14 protein-coding genes and 1 pseudogene are annotated in these 18,631 nt (G+C 32.2%); 5 read left to right on the top strand and 10 right to left on the bottom strand.

Annotated features, from left to right (window positions below; translation table 11 throughout):
• Positions 1-282 precede the first annotated feature (282 nt).
• From MT340_RS05850 to MT340_RS05840, 3 genes are all read right to left on the bottom strand, one after another.
• A complete protein-coding gene (locus MT340_RS05850) occupies positions 283-1,023 on the bottom strand; it encodes a PDDEXK family nuclease (RefSeq protein ID WP_243589149.1) in 741 nt (246 codons plus the stop codon).
• Between the two features lie 166 nt (positions 1,024-1,189).
• Positions 1,190-1,936, bottom strand: coding sequence for a hypothetical protein (locus tag MT340_RS05845; protein ID WP_243589148.1), 747 nt, complete (start codon positions 1,934-1,936; stop codon positions 1,190-1,192).
• Positions 1,937-2,053: 117 nt separating this feature from the next.
• Positions 2,054-2,680 carry a lysophospholipid acyltransferase family protein gene (locus MT340_RS05840; RefSeq protein WP_243589147.1) on the bottom strand — a complete coding sequence of 209 codons (627 nt, stop codon included), beginning with the start codon at positions 2,678-2,680 and terminating at the stop codon, positions 2,054-2,056.
• Positions 2,681-2,849: 169 nt separating this feature from the next.
• On the opposite strand from MT340_RS05840, the gene MT340_RS05835 reads away from it, so the two are divergent.
• Positions 2,850-4,112: a S1C family serine protease gene (locus tag MT340_RS05835; protein WP_243589146.1), complete on the top strand. Its 1,263-nt coding sequence runs from the start codon at positions 2,850-2,852 to the stop codon at positions 4,110-4,112.
• Positions 4,113-4,182: 70 nt separating this feature from the next.
• On the opposite strand, the gene MT340_RS05830 is transcribed toward MT340_RS05835, so the two are convergent.
• The 3 genes from MT340_RS05830 to tyrS form a co-directional block, all read right to left on the bottom strand.
• Positions 4,183-5,592 carry an MDR family MFS transporter gene (locus MT340_RS05830; protein WP_243603660.1) on the bottom strand — a complete coding sequence of 470 codons (1,410 nt, stop codon included), beginning with the start codon at positions 5,590-5,592 and terminating at the stop codon, positions 4,183-4,185.
• Between the two features lie 111 nt (positions 5,593-5,703).
• Positions 5,704-6,174 carry a MarR family winged helix-turn-helix transcriptional regulator gene (locus tag MT340_RS05825; protein ID WP_243589144.1) on the bottom strand — a complete coding sequence of 157 codons (471 nt, stop codon included), beginning with the start codon at positions 6,172-6,174 and terminating at the stop codon, positions 5,704-5,706.
• A 128-nt stretch (positions 6,175-6,302) separates the two neighbouring features.
• Positions 6,303-7,565: a tyrosine--tRNA ligase gene (tyrS, locus tag MT340_RS05820; RefSeq protein ID WP_243603659.1), complete on the bottom strand. Its 1,263-nt coding sequence runs from the start codon at positions 7,563-7,565 to the stop codon at positions 6,303-6,305.
• A 422-nt stretch (positions 7,566-7,987) separates the two neighbouring features.
• Here tyrS and MT340_RS05815 point away from each other — a divergent pair, with 422 nt between their 5' ends.
• On the top strand, positions 7,988-8,917 hold the full coding sequence (locus tag MT340_RS05815; RefSeq protein ID WP_243589142.1) for a transglycosylase domain-containing protein: 930 nt from the start codon (positions 7,988-7,990) through the stop codon (positions 8,915-8,917).
• Between the two features lie 133 nt (positions 8,918-9,050).
• Positions 9,051-10,367, top strand: a complete 1,317-nt coding sequence (locus MT340_RS05810; protein WP_243588819.1) for an ISL3 family transposase — start codon at positions 9,051-9,053, stop codon at positions 10,365-10,367.
• Positions 10,368-10,502: 135 nt separating this feature from the next.
• On the opposite strand, the gene MT340_RS05805 is transcribed toward MT340_RS05810, so the two are convergent.
• Together MT340_RS05805 and acsA are read right to left on the bottom strand one after the other, a co-directional pair.
• Entirely contained in the window at positions 10,503-12,170 is a 1,668-nt protein-coding gene (locus tag MT340_RS05805) for a formate--tetrahydrofolate ligase (protein ID WP_243589141.1), read from the bottom strand.
• Between the two features lie 285 nt (positions 12,171-12,455).
• Complete coding sequence (gene acsA / locus MT340_RS05800; protein ID WP_243589140.1) at positions 12,456-14,165, bottom strand: acetate--CoA ligase; 1,710 nt, start codon at positions 14,163-14,165, stop codon at positions 12,456-12,458.
• Positions 14,166-14,327: 162 nt separating this feature from the next.
• On the opposite strand from acsA, the gene MT340_RS05795 reads away from it, so the two are divergent.
• Positions 14,328-14,960 carry a GNAT family N-acetyltransferase gene (locus MT340_RS05795; RefSeq protein WP_243590242.1) on the top strand — a complete coding sequence of 211 codons (633 nt, stop codon included), beginning with the start codon at positions 14,328-14,330 and terminating at the stop codon, positions 14,958-14,960.
• A gap of 29 nt (positions 14,961-14,989) precedes the next feature.
• A pseudogene (locus MT340_RS05790) lies at positions 14,990-16,144 on the top strand (acetoin utilization protein AcuC).
• Between the two features lie 58 nt (positions 16,145-16,202).
• Here the strand turns inward: MT340_RS05790 and ccpA are convergent.
• Together ccpA and MT340_RS05780 are read right to left on the bottom strand one after the other, a co-directional pair.
• On the bottom strand, positions 16,203-17,192 hold the full coding sequence (gene ccpA, locus MT340_RS05785; RefSeq protein WP_243589138.1) for a catabolite control protein A: 990 nt from the start codon (positions 17,190-17,192) through the stop codon (positions 16,203-16,205).
• 334 nt (positions 17,193-17,526) lie between these two features.
• Positions 17,527-18,618, bottom strand: coding sequence for a bifunctional 3-deoxy-7-phosphoheptulonate synthase/chorismate mutase (locus MT340_RS05780; RefSeq protein WP_243589137.1), 1,092 nt, complete (start codon positions 18,616-18,618; stop codon positions 17,527-17,529).
• Between the last annotated feature and the right edge of the window lie 13 nt (positions 18,619-18,631).

Below are 18,631 nucleotides of genomic sequence, written 5' to 3'. Positions count from 1 at the left end.
TTATTATATTTTTATTTTTTAAAATTATATCATGTTCACTCGTAAAAGCCTTAATAAATATATTGTATATAGTTACTAAAGTATGTTTTTTACATTATAATAAACATATTTATTATAATGTAAAAATTTAATTAATTTTGGTTTTTTGATATTTAGATACTTCAATACATATTACATACAAGATTAATAGCACACTAATAAAAATTTTAATTATTATATATCTTTCATTCTTTGTGTTTAAATTTAAACTATTATTTATAAATATTAAGAGAAATACTACTCTTATAAGCGCCTCAGTTGTGATATTTTTTCTAAAAATTCATAGGGTATTTTACTTGATATATACTCTTTAGAAAGTGGTTCATCATATTTAATGGTGATTAATTTAATATTATTTTCCTCGCATAAATCTTGTTTAATTTGATCGTAGCGTTGTTGTTTTAAGAGTTGTGTTTCACCACCCCAATGTTCTACCGCTTCATAATGTTGAATTCCGTTATATTCAAATCCTAATTTTAATTCTCGTATATAAATATCGATTTCTAGTCCTTGTAGCCAATCTGGTCGATAGTGACGTTTACATTGATATTCATGAAAAATATCTTCAATGATTTTGAACATTGTATTCTCAGAGATCCACTTTTCTCCTATTTTTGCGACGCCATATTCTTGGCGCAATATATTCTCAGATTGTTTAAAATAGTAATTATTCTTCAAGTCTTCTTCTATTTCAATTTGTTTAAAGTACCAGCCATATTTTTCTCTAAAACGACTACCAAACCTATCGAATGCGTACTTAGGTGTTGTTTGATTACATCTAAAGCAAATATTATCTTTAAACTTAATATCATTCATAGTGATTTCCTGATTCATTAGGTGTGCATTGATTACTGGATGTAGATAATTTCTTATATCTTTTTTATTATCAATTAATTTAGCAATAGCGGTTTGAGTGCAACTACACATGTAAGGCGTCGTTTCAAAGCTATCTCTAATTGCAAAAAAGATAGAATTGTAACTCATAGGATAATATGTGATATATGCATCAACATCTTCATTTAATGAAAAATCTATTTTTTGGCTATGACTATAGTTAAGAAACCATCTAATTTTATTATCAATTTTATGTTGAAACGCTTTGAATTCAGTTAAGATTTTAGTAACTAATTTACCTTCTATATAAACTTCTTTATTCTTCCAATTTTTTTATTAACTTAATAATTTCTTCAATAGTTAATTTATGTTCCAGGTATTCCATATCATTAGATACTTCTATGCAAAATTGTCCACCTGTATGTCTAAAAGATGTGAACTGTTGCATAAGTGCAATGACTTTTTGGAAATTTTTAGATTTGCTTAGCTTTAGTATAATTTTTAAAACATTTCTATTTTCAAATAACGAAGCTATTTCTTCTTGAGTATGTTTGTATGCACCTAGATGGTTTAACGCTAAACCATCTAGGTGCATAATCTTCTTGCCGTTAATTTCCTTTTTCATAGAGCGGCTATTTAATGGGTGTAATTCAAGGCGATTATTCCCCTCACTATTAATTGAAGTTTCTACTTTTCCCTCATATTGGCTACCATTTTCTAAAATATCTAGAATTTCTGTAGCTTCATTTAACGTTTTAAAAATTAAAAAATGAGTATGCTCTTCCTCTTTATTAATAAAATTAAGTCTTAAGCATCTATCTCTTTCTTCCCCATCGAAGTTCACTTCATTAATATTTTTAAAATGTATGTGCAAAGTTAAGTGATTTGTGAGATTAATTATAAACAAGTCATTCAGTCCAAGATAAAATGAACTGTATATACTCTGTCCAAAGTCATTGTAGTTATAGTAAAAATCACATTCAGTTTTATAAAAAATTGTTGCATCGCTATATGTATCTTTAATATATTGATCATTTGCTTCCATACTCTGTCTATAATCCATTATCTTTCCACCCATTGTTTCTTATTTATATGTAATGTGCACTTTTTAATCACTATATTATGACATAAAAATAAAGATTGAGAACGCGAATTGTCTCAATCTTTATCTATAATAATTTTATTTTTCTTTTAATTTATCTTGAATTTGATGTAATTCTTTTTGAAGTTCTGCAGTACGTTTTTCAATTTCTTTAGTTAAAAAGTCGATTTTTTCATTTCGTTTTAAGTCTTTTGGAATGTCTGATTGGTAGATAGGTTTACCAAATTTAATTAAGGCTTGTCCTGTAATTAAGCCATGTAATTTAGTAGGACCCACATATGCAGCTGGTAAAATTGGCGCTTTACCTAACATTGCGATTGTTGAGGCACCGCGTTTTAAAGGGGCACCTTCTACGGCAGTACGGTGACCTGTTGGGAAGATCCCTACTGTTTTGTTTTCTTTTAATAAATTAACTGGACGTTTTAACGTACTTGGGCCGGGATTTTCACGGTCTACTGGAAACGCATTTAAAGAAGTTAAAAACTTACCGCCCCATTTGTTACTAAATAATTCTTTTTTAGCCATATAATGAATTTCATTAGGTACAAGTGCTACACCTAACATAATGACTTCATTGTAGCTTTCATGTGTACATGTCACTACATATTTATTATCTTTAGGAATATTTTCCTTACCTAATACATATAAAGATTTAGCCATTTTAACTAAAAAGACATCTAATATTCTACTAATAATTTTATACATTTTGTCACCCGCTTCATAAATTATACACTTTATAGATTTTATCATTATACTTATTTTTGAACAACTTTTCACAAAGATACATCTAAAGTCTGATAGTGGTTTACTAGCAAATTTTCAAAAAATTAAGCATAATTGAGATATCGACTAAAAATTTAAATGGAGGTTTAATATGTCTGATTATAATCAAGATAATTATACGGAAAACAGTAATGATTATTCACAACCTAGAAAACCTAAATTTCCATGGTTTAAAACTATCTTGGTTGCGTTAATTGCAGGTATTATCGGAGCATTACTTGTATTAGGTGCAAGTAAACTTATAAATAACAGTGGTGTCAATAACAATGGTGGTCAAGTCCAAGAAGCGACCAATAGTAAAGGTGGCAATATGCTTGATGGTAAAAGTGACAAATATAAATCTGTCAATGCTATGATTAAAGATGTGTCTCCAGCGATTGTAGGCGTCATCAATATGCAAAAAGCGACAAGTTTAAATGATTTATTAGAAGGTAAATCTACGAAAGCACAAGAAGCGGGTGTCGGTTCAGGTGTGATTTATCAAATTAATGATAACTCAGCCTATATCGTGACGAATAATCATGTTATTAGTGGTGCTTCTGAAATTAAAGTTCAACTACATAGTGGTAAACAAGTTAATGCGAAGTTAATTGGTAAAGATGCTGTGTCTGATATTGCAGTATTAAAAATTGATAAAGTTGGCGGCATTAAATCAATGAAATTCGCAAACTCTTCTAAAGTTCAAACGGGTGATAGCGTATTTGCAATGGGTAATCCACTCGGTTTAGAATTTGCGAATTCAGTAACATCAGGTATTATTTCTGCTAATGAGCGTACAATCGAATCTAATACAACATCTGGAGGCACTAAAGTTAACGTTTTACAAACAGATGCTGCGATTAACCCAGGTAACTCTGGTGGTGCTTTGGTAGATGTTAACGGTAACTTAGTCGGTATTAACTCTATGAAAATTGCTGCCGAACAAGTAGAAGGCATAGGCTTTGCTATCCCTAGTAATGAAGTTAAAGTTACAATCGAGCAACTTGTGAAAAATGGTAAAATCGAACGCCCTTCTATTGGTATTGGATTACTTAACTTAAGTGATATTCCTGATTCTTATAAAAAAGAATTAAAAACTGATCGTGAAGATGGTATTTATGTTGCTAAAGTTAGCCATGGTAGTGACTTAAAAGTTGGTGACATTATTACGAAAATCGATGATAAAGAAGTTAAAGAAGACACTGATTTAAGAACATATTTATATCAAAATAAAAAACCGGGCGAAACTGCTAAATTAACAGTCATTCGCGACGGTAAAACACAAGAAGTGACAGTCACTTTAAAAAATCAAAAATCGACAGCATCTGAATCATCATCTTCAGAATCAGAAAATAATAGTCAATTTTTAAGATAATTAAATATATAAACACACACATTTTGCTAGTCATACATGCATCGTATAATAGCGAAATGTGTGTTTTATTTTATGCAGTTGGTTGACTCTTATGTGTTAAGAATAACGCTGGAATTATAATGATCAATAATGTAATTACTGATACTAAGAACCCTGCATGGTATGCAATAATACTATGAGCCACTGAATTACTTAGACGATTCAATACCATCGCCAGTGTCGTAGCAATGAAGGCAGTTCCGAAGCTTGCGCCCACATTTTCAATCATATTAATACCAACGCCTGCTTCAGCAATTTCATCTTCTGCAAGACCCATATAGGCATCAGTGGTCATACCTAAATTGATACCACCTACACTACAACCTCTGATAAATAAAATTACTGAAAGCCAAATAATACTTGTATGTTGCGTAATAAATAATAATGGCACTGAGCCAAACATAGCGATAATTATGCTAATGACCACAACCCATTTCGCGCCATATTTATCAATGACTTTCCCAATATATGGACGCGTAATCAACATACCTAAACCTTGTGGAATTAAAGCTACAGCCGCTTCAATTGCCGTATAATGTTTAAAGGTTTGGAAATAAAGCGGAATAATAACCATCGGTCCCATAATTCCGATGTTTGATAGGAATAACCCAACAAATGATGCACTATAATTTCTTTTTTTGAAAATTGATAAAGGTAAAATAGTGTCATTACTTTTATGTCGATTATAGAAATAATAGCCTATCATCAAAACTACACCGATAATGATATAAATTAATGTCACAGAATTAAAGAAACTGTGATAGTCTGCTGCTTTAGTCAGACCATATATAAATACTAAGCTAATTAAAGCTAAAAGGATAATACCAATGAAATCCATTGGTTTAGCTTTATTGAATGGTTTAAAGTCTGGTAAATATTTCATCTGAAGCGCTACTGCGATAATAACGACAACGATATTAATAAAGAACATCCAGCGCCATGAAGCGAAGTGGACGATGAAGCCACCAAGTACAGGTCCTAAAATGGGCCCAAATATCATCGGCGTGCTTACTACAGCCATGACTTTACCAATATGTTCTTGGCCAGTTGTTTTAATTAACAACGTAAACATTAATGTTGTTATAACACCAGCACTTAGACCTTGATTAATACGAAATATAATAAAACTTTCGACATTCCAACTTATACCAGCTAATACAGAGGTCAATCCAAATAGTAATGAAGCGCCTATAAATACACGCTTACCATTAAATTGGTTAATTAACCATCCTGCCACAGGAATAATCATGGCTAATGCTAAGATATAGCCTGTTATCCCCCATTGCACAGTATCTAAAGTTGTATTGAAAGTTTGGTTGAGTTGTTTAATTGCGATATTGATCATCGTTGAATCAAGCATTGGCGCAATGGCACCTAAAGCAATTGCCCATGCGGCTGTCATTGTCTCTTTGGAAATTTGATTCGTCTTTTGATTAGACATGAATTCTCTCCTTCGATATTGTTTCTATGTCAACAAAAAATATACGCTCATTTTGTTTCCTTGTCAACAATATACAGAGAGAATTTTTCTTAATCTCAAATAGACAATTTTTTATGGTCTACGGTCTTGTTTAATAATTTCTTCATCCAAATGTTGATTATATCGATGTATAAAAGCCATCATATTTTCAAATTCTTCATTAGTCATAGTTTCAAAGACTTTTTCATCTCTTTGTTGGAATTCTTGATGTAACTCTGAGTGAATTTGATAAATGTGTTCACCTTCAGCCGTTAATTTAAAATAAATTTCTTTTTTATTATTTGGATTTCTATAGTTTTCAATTAAACCTTTTTGTAGTAAACGTTTAGTAAGTTTACTAATTGCGCCTCGTGTCATATATAACGTATCAGCTAGATAACGAACGTTAGGTTGTGAATGTTCTTTTATAGCTTCGATACAATGAACTTCACTCGATTTATAGCCTTTTAATGCATGTTCCATTTTATCTTTATTTAGCCAACCTATTTTATTGAATAAATCTCTAAAACTGTTCATTAAGATTTCTTCTTTATTTTTCTGCATGTTATATCACTCTTTTTGGAAAATTAATAATATACATATTATAGCTTACATGTCTTTCATTTTTCAGTAAAAAATATAGTCACTTAGAAGTGTTTAGCTCATAAGTGACTATGTCTTAAAACTTAAATTTATTTATAATTAATCATGAAATATTTTTTCTTACCACGACGGATAATTGTAAATTCATCATCAATTTTATCTTCACTACTTAATTCGTAATCAACAGATTGTTGTCTTTCACCATTAATATAAATAGCGCCATTATTTACATCTTCACGTGCTTGGCGTTTAGATGAAGCAATGCCAGTTTCAATTAAAGCTTCGATGATATTTGTAGTGTCAGTTGATAATTCTACTTGTGGCACATCTTTGAAACCTTCTTTTAATTCTTTGCCTGATAATGATTTTAAATCACCACTAAATAAAGCTTGAGAAATACGAATCGCATCGTCTAACGCTTCTTGACCGTGGATGAATCTAGTTACATTTTCAGCTAAAGCTTTTTGAGCTTCACGTAAATGAGGTGCTTCATCTCTAGATTGTTCTAAACGCTCAATTTCTTCTTTATCTAAGAATGTGAAATATTTTAAGAATTTGATGACATCTTCGTCAGATTGGTTAATCCAGAATTGGTAGAATTCATAAGGGCTTGTTTTTTCTGCATCTAACCATACAGCACCAGATTCTGATTTACCAAATTTTTTACCGTCGGATTTAGTTACTAATGAAATTGTTAAACCGTATGCTTCTGTTTGACCATACATACGACGCATTAATTCAATACCGCTTGTGATGTTACCCCATTGGTCTGATCCACCTACTTGAATTTTACAATTTAATTCACGGTTTAAATGACCAAAGTCAATTGCTTGTAAAATTGTGTATGTGAATTCAGTGTATGAAATACCATTTTCTAATCGTGTTTGAATTGAATCTTTACCTAACATATAGTTAACCCCTACATGTTTACCATAATCACGTAAGAAGCTAATCAATGAAATTTGACTTAACCAATCTTTGTTATTAACTAAAACTGCACCTTTTTCAGTACCAAATTCGAATAATTTGTGCATTTGTTTGCTTAAACCTTGAACATTCACTTCAACTTGTTCTTCAGTTTGTAGCACACGTTCTTCTGATTTACCAGAAGGGTCACCAATCATACCAGTGCCTCCCCCAATTAATACAATTGGACGATGTCCGTGTTCTTGGAAACGACGTAAAGTCATGAATGGTAGTAAATGACCAATATGCAAGCTATCTGCTGTTGGATCTGCACCACAATATAACGTTACTTGCTCTTTATTTAAAAGTTCTTCAATACCTTGTTCGTCAGTTTGTTGGTAAATTAAACCTCTCCACTGTAATTCTTCAATTAATGCGTTTGTCACGATGACGTCCTCCTCTAAATATGATTTCAATTTTGAATAAAGTTTTAGCATTTTCAAAAATAAAAGCGCCCCTACATTATTAAAAATGTAAGGGCGCTTGATTGCACGTTACCACCATACTTAAACAACACTGCTACTTAAATAACACTTATAAATATTTACATAAATGTTACGAAAGTATAGTTGTCCTCTCTCTTAATGATACGTTCATTAATAAAACGTAGGATAATTCAAACCAAGGTGTATTCATACAAAAGTAAGTGTTAGTTCGCAGCACCCACTAACTCTCTTGAAATCTTACTAAAATATTACTTCTCCTCTTATCCAATATATATTGAATTTCTTTTAATTATAGGTAAGAGATGTTTAAAAGTCAACTTCATGAATATGTTATACTATATTTGAATTTTAGGAGGTTCAAGATGAAAGTACGATTAACTCAAGCCAATAGAAGTCAAAAATTAAATACTTTTGAAAAAACATATAAAAGATTAAAACATATTTGTGTAGGTTTATTTAGTATTGCTTTATTATGTGCTGTTATTGGTTTCCTTGGTACTGTATTGTATTTTCATCATTTAACGCATGAAGCCTCTCAAATTAGTAATGTAGAACTCAAACAAAAAGTACTTCACTTTGCTGGTGATGATCTTTTAAATCATGATAACAAGAATATTTTACAAGAATACGACCGTTCTCAAAACTCTTTAATTGTAGGTCCTGCCCACGTTAGTCCGAATGTTATCAAAGCATTAACATCGTCTGAAGATACTTTATTTTATAGACATAGTGGTGTTTTGCCTAAAGCCTTAGTACGTGCTATGGTACAAGATGTGTTTAATTTACAGCAAAGTACAGGTGGAAGTACAATTACTCAACAATTAGTTAAAAACCAAGTCCTTACTAATAAAAAAACATACAGTCGTAAAGCAAATGAAATTATATTGGCTATGCGTCTTGAAAAAATCTTGTCTAAAAATGAAATTATTTATACATATTTAAACATTGTACCTTTCGGTCGTGATTATGAAGGGTCTAACATTACTGGTATTGCTTCAGCATCTTACAGTTTATTTGGCGTGCCACCTTTTGAATTAAATATTGCTCAGTCGGCTTATTTAGTTGGTTTATTACAAAGTCCATATATGTATACCCCTTATAACACAGATGGCAGTTTAAAACCTCCAAGTGAAGTTGAAATTAGCATTCAAAGGCAACATTATGTATTGAAGAGAATGTTAGTTGAAGGCGTTATTAGCAAAGAAGAATATATGCACGCTAAGAAGTATAATATCTATCAACATTTGCTTACTAATCCTAAATTGCATAATACAAAGCAAACGTCTGCTTAAATGGCTCTATAATAAATTGGACTGATGACTAAAAATCATCAGTCCAATTTTTATGTTTTGAATACAAAAATAGCGCAATTACCTCTATAATTATTAGCTACCACACCAAATAAAAAAGAAAGGTAATGCGCCTATGTGTAAGTCTATATTAAATACATTAAGAATTAAAGATAAAAATCTAAATTTTTTAGATGAAGTGATTGAGAAAAAATATAAAGGACGAATGAGCTTGTTTTACTATGCAGAGCTCACTTATCAACCTACACATTGTGAAAATTGTTTAACTAAAAACGAAAATTTTTCTATAGTTAAAAATGGTAAGAAAACTTCAACGATTACTTTACTTAAAATTATGGAAATGCCTGCTTATTTGAAGCTTCAAAAACAAAGATTTTATTGTAAGACATGTGATAGTTATTTTACTGCTAAATCTAATATTGTCGATAATCATTGTTTTATTTCTAACAAAACAAAACTTGCAGTTTTAGATAAAGCACAAGAATACCGCTCTCAAAAATCTATCGCCAAGTCATGCTTAGTATCATCAATGACTGTATCTAGAGTGATTAATCAAGCGGCAAGCGACGTAGGTCAGTCTTCTTTTGATGCTTTACCTGAACACTTAATGATGGACGAATTTAAAAGTGTTAAAAATGTAATTGGAAAAATGAGTTTTATTTATGCAGATGCTGTATCGCACCGCATCGTAGATGTGGTAGCGGATCGTAAGTTAAAATCGCTGAAAGATCATTTTTATCGTTATTCTTTGAAACTAAGAAAAAAAGTCAAAACTGTAACGATTGATATGTATGAACCCTATATGTCGCTAATCAAGCAATTATTTCCTAATGCGAAGATTATTATTGATCGTTTTCATATTGTTCAATCTTTAAATCGAGCGTTAAATATGTCTAGAGTTCATATAATGAATTGTTATAAAACCTCTAATAGACCGCTTTATAATAAATATAAAAGTTATTGGAAACTATTTCTTAAACCTTTTGAAACGCTAGAAGCATTTAATTATCGTAAAGTCCGTTTATTTAAAGAGTGGAAAACCGAAAAAGGAATTATGAATTACTTATTAAGTGTAGATGTTGAATTATTTAATACATATCACTACGTTCATGAGCTAAGACGATTATTAAAAGAAAACCAAATAGAGAAATTTACTCATAAACTCTTTTCTATTCATCTTTCAGATGTGTGTCCTAAATTACGTCCAGTTATTAGAACTTTAAGAAGATTAACAGCTTTCATTGAAAACACCATGATATATTCTAACCTGACCAACGGTCCGTTAGAAGGAATTAATAATAAAATCAAACTCATTAAAAGGGTATCTTTTGGTTATAGAAATTATGATAATTTACGTAATCGAATTATTATAACTTCGCGACTATTTGCCTCAACAACAAAAAAAGAGATTAAACAACCTAAGGTTGCTTAATCTCAATATTAGGACTCATCAGTCCGATTTGACGTAGAGCCGCTTAAATTTGTAGGCGTACAGGGTTCTGTCTTTTCAAAAAGAAAAAGAGCAGTAGAGATAACTCTACCACTCTTAGTAATCATTAAGTTCTAATTAGAATAAACCAACAGCATGACCGTCGTCTGTAACGTCCATGTTTAATGCAGCTGGTTTCTTAGGTAAACCAGGCATAGTCATGATTGCACCTGTTAATGCAACGATGAATCCAGCACCTGTTTTAGCTTCTAATTCTCTGATTGTAATATCAAAGTCAGTTGGCGCACCTAATGCAGTAGCATCGTCACTGAATGAATATTGTGTTTTAGCCATACAGATTGGATATTTGCCCCAACCGTTATCAGTGAATTCTTTCAATTGTTTTTTAGCTTTTTTACTAAATGTAACTGAAGAACCACCATAGATATCTTTAACGATTGTTTCGATTTTTTCTTCTAATGATTGATCTAAATCATATAAGAATTTGAAGTCGTTTGGTTGTTCGATAACTTCAAGTACTTGGTTAGCAAGCTCAACGCCACCTTTACCGCCTTTTTCCCAAACTTCAGTTAAAGCGATACGTACGTTGTTTTCTTTAGCCCAAGCTTTTACTGCTTCAGTTTCAGCATCAGTATCGTGGATGAATGCGTTTAATGCGATAACTGGTTCTACACCGAATTTACGGATGTTGTTAACGTGACGTTCTAAGTTAACGATACCAGCTTTAACTGCTTCAACGTTTTCTTCTTTTAAGTCGTCTTTAGCTACGCCACCATGCATTTTAAGCGCACGAACTGTCGCAACTAACACTACTGCTGAAGGTTCGAAACCTGCTTCACGAGCTTTGATGTCGATGAATTTTTCAGCACCTAAGTCTGAACCGAAACCTGCTTCAGTAACTACGATATCAGCTAAGTCACGTGCAGTTTCTGTAGCTAAAATTGAGTTACAGCCATGAGCGATGTTAGCGAATGGTCCACCATGTACTAATGCAGGAGTACCTTCGATTGTTTGTACTAAGTTTGGTTTAATAGCGTCTTTTAAGATCATAGCTAAAGCGCCTTCAACTTTAAGATCAGCAACTGTGATTGGTTTACGTTCACGTGTATAACCAATTGTAATACGGCTAATTTTTTCTTTTAAGTCTTTGATATTACGAGCTAAACATAAAATAGCCATAATTTCAGATGCAACTGTGATATTAAAGCCATCTTCACGAGGTACACCATTTGTAGGTCCACCTAAACCAACATTCACATGACGTAATGCACGGTCGTTCATGTCTAAAACACGTTTCCATTCGATACGGCGTACGTCGATACCTAAATCGTTGCCTTGGTGAATGTGGTTATCGATGAATGCTGATAATGCATTGTTTGCTGTTGTAATTGCATGGAAGTCACCATTAAAGTGTAAGTTAATGTCTTCCATAGGTAATACTTGTGCGTAACCACCACCAGTGGCACCACCTTTAATACCGAAAGTTGGTCCTAACGCTGGTTCACGTAAAGCAACCATAACGTTTTTATTTAACTCATTAAATGCATCAGATAAACCTACAGTAACTGTTGATTTACCTTCCCCAGCTGGAGTAGGACTCATTGCAGTTACTAATACAACTTTCCCTTTGTTATCTTTAGGTTTAATTTGATTAATATCAATCTTAGCTTTGTAATGACCATATTGTTCTAAAGCATCTTCAGAAATACCTGCTTTTTTAGCGATTTCTCCAATAGGTTTTAGTTCTGATTGATTAGCAATATCTAAATCTGATAAATGTGCCAACTTATTTCAACCCCTTATGATAATTAAATTATTTTATGTAAGAATACCTTACTTCAATGAAGGTTTCTTTAAATCTTACATACTAATAATAACTAACTATATAAGCGATGTCGAATTTTTGATAGCGTTTCCAAGCATTTGTGTAAAATTTAACTGAAATTTTGTGTATTTTTAAGTTTTTAGCATATTTTAATTCTTAATAAGTTTACATAATAAAAATATAGTAATATAAAATATAATTAAAGCGTCCACATAAATAGTGGACGCTTCTTTTCAAAAAACAAATTAATCTTCCATCGTACTTAAGTCCCCAGCGTCTAAATTTAATTCCCAAGCTTTAAGGACCCGTCTCATAATTTTACCTGAACGTGTTTTAGGTAATTTATCTTTAAATTCAATTTCTCGAGGCGCAGCATGTCCTGACAAGCCTTCTTTAACAAATTTACGGATTTCTTCCTTAAGTTCATCTGATGGTTCATATCCTTGTCTTAAAGAAATAAATGCTTTAATAATTTCACCTCTTACTGGGTCAGGTTTACCAATGACACCTGCTTCAGCAATTGCTTCATGTTCTACTAATTTAGATTCAACTTCAAATGGACCGACACGTTCCCCTGCTGTCATAATGACATCATCTACACGACCTTGGAACCAGTAGTAGCCATCTTCGTCTTTATATGCTGAATCTCCTGAAACATACCAATCACCGATAAAGTAAGATTCATATTTTTCAGGATTCTTCCAAATCGCATACATCATTGATGGCCAACCTTTTTTAATTGCTAAATTACCCATGCGGTTTGGTGGCAATTCTTTTCCAGAATCATCAATGATAGCCGCTTCAATACCAGGTAATGGTTTACCCATAGAACCTAATTTAACGTCCACTGATGGGTAATTGACAATCATATGGCCTCCAGTTTCTGTCATCCACCATGTATCAAGCACTCTCTTATCATAAACTTCTTTTGACCATTTAATTACTTCAGGGTTAAGTGGTTCACCGACTGATAAAATTGAACGTAGAGAAGATAAATTGTATTTTTCAACGACATCATCCCCTGCACTCATTAACATCCTTAAAGCAGTTGGAGCTGTATACCAAATCGTTACTTTAAATTCTTCAATCATGCTATACCACTGTTCTGGAGAGAATCTTCCTCCAGCAATACAGTTAGTCACGCCGTTTAACCATGGTGCAAATACCCCATAAGAAGTACCTGTAACCCATCCTGGATCAGCTGTGCACCAATAAATATCGTCCTCTTGTAAATCTAATACATATTTACCAGAAATATAATGTAATAACATCGCCTTTTGAACATGTAATACCCCTTTAGGTTGTCCAGTTGAACCTGAAGTATAATGCAAGATTAAGCCATCATCTTCTTGTAACCATTCGATATCAAAGTCTTCACTAGCTTGTTTAAGCTCTTTGTTGAAATCAACGTAACCTTCTTCCACATCTTCATCTACAACAATGATTGTTTTAAGATGTGACAATTTGTCTTTAGGTATTCTACTTAATAAACTATTTGTCGTAATAATTACTTTCGCTTCACTATTTTCCAAACGATCTGTCACAGCTTTTTCCATAAAAGCTTCAAATAATGGACCAACGATAGCACCAATTTTTAAAATTCCTAGAAAAGCAAAATATAATTCTGGTGTACGAGGCATAAATATAAATACACGATCACCTTTTTGTACATTTGCTTTCTCAACTAATACATTTGCAGCTTGATTCGATAATGTTTTCAATTGTTTAAATGTATATTGTTCTTTTCGTCGCTCATCTCTGTAATTTAAAGCGATTTTGTCTCCCTTTCCTTCATCCACATGACGATCAATACACTCATACGCCATATTCAATTTCCCAGTTTCGTACCATGAAAATGCCTTTTTCACTTCATCCCAGTTGAAATTTTCATATGTTTCCTCATAATTTTTTAAATTATAATTACCATTTTGAGCTTCATAAACTTCTATTTTCATCATAAACTCCCCCTTGTTTTAGTGAAAACGCTTTCTTAAAAAGTATTATACCTCAATTTTTGTGTTATTCAAAATTTTTAGATAATTATTATAATTAAAGTTGTTTATTACACAAAAAAATATATAATGATAATAATCATTGGTGAAATGGATGTGGAAAATATGAATCACAAAAAAACATACCTCACTAAACAAATAAAATTTAAGCAATTCAATATAGTTATAGAAGGCCCTATCTCGTTTGACGATTTAAAGAATTTAGATTTTGATGAAGCATTAAATGCCTTTCGCCCTTCTCAAGATCAATTTGAAGCATTATTAGAAATTACACAGTTACCTGAAGGACGCATTTATATATCGAGAATAGATCAGCACATTATTGGCTATGTAACTTATCATTATCCCGATGAATTTGAACGTTGGTCTGAAGGTCACTTACCTTACTTGATTGAACTAGGCGCAATTGAGGTGCATAAAGACTATAGACAATATCATATCGGTGGTGAACTCATTTCTCAAAGTCTTTCACAAGATGAATTTGAAGATTATATCGTCTTGACCACAGAATACTATTGGCATTGGGATTTAGCACAAGCCAAATTAAATGTCTATGATTATAAAAAAATGATGCAAAAATTAATGTCTAAAGGTGGATTAGAAGTATTTGCGACAGATGATCCAGAAATCACAAGTCATCCCGCCAATTGTTTGATGGCTAGAATCGGTAACAGAATCTCACTCGACCAACAACAGGCATTTGATGATTTAAGGTATAAAAATCGCTTTCTTTTCTAAAAATGGTAAGGCAAAGGAGTGTAACATAAATGCAATCTGCTAATAAAACAGGCTATGTTTATTCTGATGAATTATTAAACTATCGATTCAGTAACGACCATCCTTTTAATCAAATGAGGTTAAAATTAACAACTGAACTGCTTCAGAATATGAATGTCTTAACAGAAGAGCATATCATTCGCCCTAGAATTGCGACTGAAGAGGAATTAGCCTTAGTCCATCAGTATGATTACATTCAAGCGATTAAACATGCTTCACATGGCATTTTAAGTGAAACTGAAGCTCAAAAATATGGACTAAATACTGAAGATACATTTCAATTTAGACATATGCATCGTCATAGTGCCAGAATCGTGGGTGGCGCACTCAATTTAGTAGACGCTATTATGGATGGCACAGTGCAAAATGGCTGTCATTTAGGCGGTGGATTACATCATAGCTTACCTGGTCGCGCTAATGGATTCTGTATTTATAACGATGTGGCAGTTACAGCGCAGTACCTGGCTACTCATTATCATCAACGTATAATGATTATTGATACTGATGCGCATCATGGTGATGGGACACAATGGAGTTTTTATACTAGTAATGAAATCATGTGTTATTCAATTCATGAAACTGGTAAATTTCTTTTTCCTGGTTCAGGACATTATACCGAAAGAGGCGAAGATTTAGGATTTGGCTATACCGTTAATTTGCCACTAGAACCTTTTACTGAGCACGATAATTATTTAAATGTCTTAAGAAGTACTGTTAAAAGCGTGATTGAATCTTTCAAACCAGACATCATTTTAAGTGTGCATGGCGTAGACATTCATTACTTAGACCCCTTGACCCATTTAAGTTGTTCTTTAGAAACTCTATATGAAATTCCATATATAATTAAAGAATTCGCTGATGAATATACAAATGGTAAAGTGATGATGTTTGGAGGAGGAGGTTATAACATTTGGCACGTGGTTCCACGCGCTTGGAGTCATATATTTTTAGCTCTTTTAAGTGCACCATTACGTAGTGGTCCTCTTCCTGAACAGTGGATTACGAAGTGGAATGGATACTCGCCTGTTAAATTAGCGAAGCAATGGACAGAGGACTATAGAGATTAACAACCTGTGCTACGTTCTCAAACTATTTCTGAAAAAAACCTCGAACGCGCTCAACGCATAATTGATTGGTATAGGTAATTTTTTCGTATATATGAAAGAAGCGAGTTACGTCATAGTAACTCGCAATACTAAATGGTTATTTAGTTGTTCCACGATATTCTATTCGGTGAGGTAAAATCACGTTTGGTTCTTCAATTTCTTCCTCATTCATATATTTAGTCAATAAGCGCATGCCTACTGCCCCGATATCATATAAAGGCTGAATAATACTTGATAATTTAGGTCTCACCATTTCAACTAAACGTGTATTATTAAAACTTATAATTTGTAAGTCTTCAGGCACCTTTATCCCTGCATCAAAAGCACTGTGCATAATACCAATAGCTTGTTCATCACTAATTGATAAAATAGCGTCAGGTAAGTTATCTTTAATTTCATTAAATACTCTAATACCATCTTTATAACTTTCTGATCCTGTTAATTGCAACGTTTCATTTAATTTAAGTTGGTGTTTATCGAGTACTTCTTTTAATCCACTAAGTACATCTTCTTGCGCTTTTTTAGAGTAATCTCCACTTACTAAAGCAAATTCTTTGGCCCCTGATTGAACTAAATGTTCGGTGATTTCTTTTGCAGCTTCTTTAAAATCAATATTAACTGAAGCGATATTGTCATCCTTACCATTTGTTCCAGACACAACTACAGGAACAGAAGATTGATTAATTAAATCTTTAATTTCGCTTGAAATAGTACCCCCTAAGAATATAATTCCATCTACCTGCTTGCTAAGTAAATTGTTGAAAATTTCTTTTTCTTTCTCAGGATCATTGTCAGAATTTGAAATAATTGAATGGTATTTATACATAATCGCAACATCTTCAATACCACGTGCTAATTGTGAATAATAAATATTTGAAATATCAGGGATAATAACGCCTACAGTTGTCGTACGTTTACTAGCCAACCCTCTTGCAACAGCATTTGGTCTATAATTCAAGCGTTTAATTACCTCGTTTACCTTTTTACGAGTCTCAGGTTTTACATTTTGGTTGCCATTTACGACGCGTGATACTGTCGCCATCGATACTCGAGCTTCTCTCGCAACATCATATATTGTTACTGTCATAATATCCTCCTTGTAAGCGTTTTATTTGTTATTATAACGCGTTTTCATTTCATTTTCAAAGTTTATCATAAAAATTGTTTGTGTGAAATAAATTAATTATTTATTCACATTTATGTCAAAATTTAATATCTAAATAAATATAGCATTGTAATTATTCATTTACGAAATTCTTTTTTTCATAAAATATTTATTATTTCTCAATTTTAATTTCTAATATAATGAAATTTACGAAAATAAAGCTATCCATTTTCACACGAAAAGAGTATTATAAAATACTTACTTTTCTAAGTAAAATGAATAGCTTTAGCCGTTAGATTATTTTTAAATTAAATTTTTATTTGAGTTGTTTAGAGTTATACAATTCAGCAAGTGGTTTTAATTCATTGTAAAATGTATCAAATTCATTTAAATCCATTTGTTGACCACTATCACTAAGCGCTACTGATGGATCAGGATGAACTTCTGCCATAACACCATCTGCCCCAACAGCTAATGCAGCCTTTGCAGTAGGTAACATGATATCTTTTCGTCCAGTACTATGAGTAACATCGACCATAACTGGTAAATGAGTGCCTTGTTTTAAAATCGGCACGGCAGAGATATCAAGTGTGTTACGCGTAGCTTTTTCATAAGTACGAATACCACGTTCACATAAGATAATATTTTTGTTGCCTTGTGATGCAATATATTCAGCAGCAAAAGTAAATTCTTCAATTGTAGCTGATAAACCTCTTTTTAGTAATATTGGTTTATTTGTGCGTCCAGCTTCTTTTAATAGTTCGAAATTTTGCATGTTACGAGCCCCAATTTGGAAAACGTCTAAATATTCATCAGCAATTTCAAAATCTGCAGGATTGACAATTTCACTAACAACATTCAAACCAAATTTATCTTTAACATTTTTTAATATTTTAAGACCTTCTACACCTAATCCTTGGAAATCATATGGAGAAGTACGTGGTTTAAATGCGCCACCTCTAATAAATTTTTCGCCTTTAGCTTGTAAGTCTTTTGCGACTGCATCTACTTGTTCTTGTGATTCTACTGAACATGGACCGAAAACGAAAGATTTATTGCCATCACCAATAATACCGCCATTATCAAATTTAACTATAGTATCCTCAGGTTTTAACTTACGTGAAACATATAAATGTTTTTCATTTTCAGATTTTTGTAAATCTGTTGATGCTTTAAAGATTTCTTTAAATAATTGTTTAATTACATTATCATTAAATGGACCTTGATTATGATCCATCAATTGGTTAATCATTTCTTTTTCACGTTGAGGGTCATAAACTTTTGTTCCTTGTTTAATTTTTTCCTCACCAATTTTTTGCGCTAGTTCTCCTCTTTTAGATAATAAGTCTAAAATTTGATAATTAATCGAAACGATTTCTTCTCTATATTGTTCTAACTTAGTTGTCATACTTACTCACCTC

The sequence above is a fragment of the Staphylococcus sp. NRL 16/872 genome, assembly GCF_022815905.2.
GTDB lineage: Bacteria > Bacillota > Bacilli > Staphylococcales > Staphylococcaceae > Staphylococcus.
The sequence above is the reverse complement of the archived record's forward strand: the minus strand, read 5'-3'. Positions and strand labels throughout refer to the sequence as shown.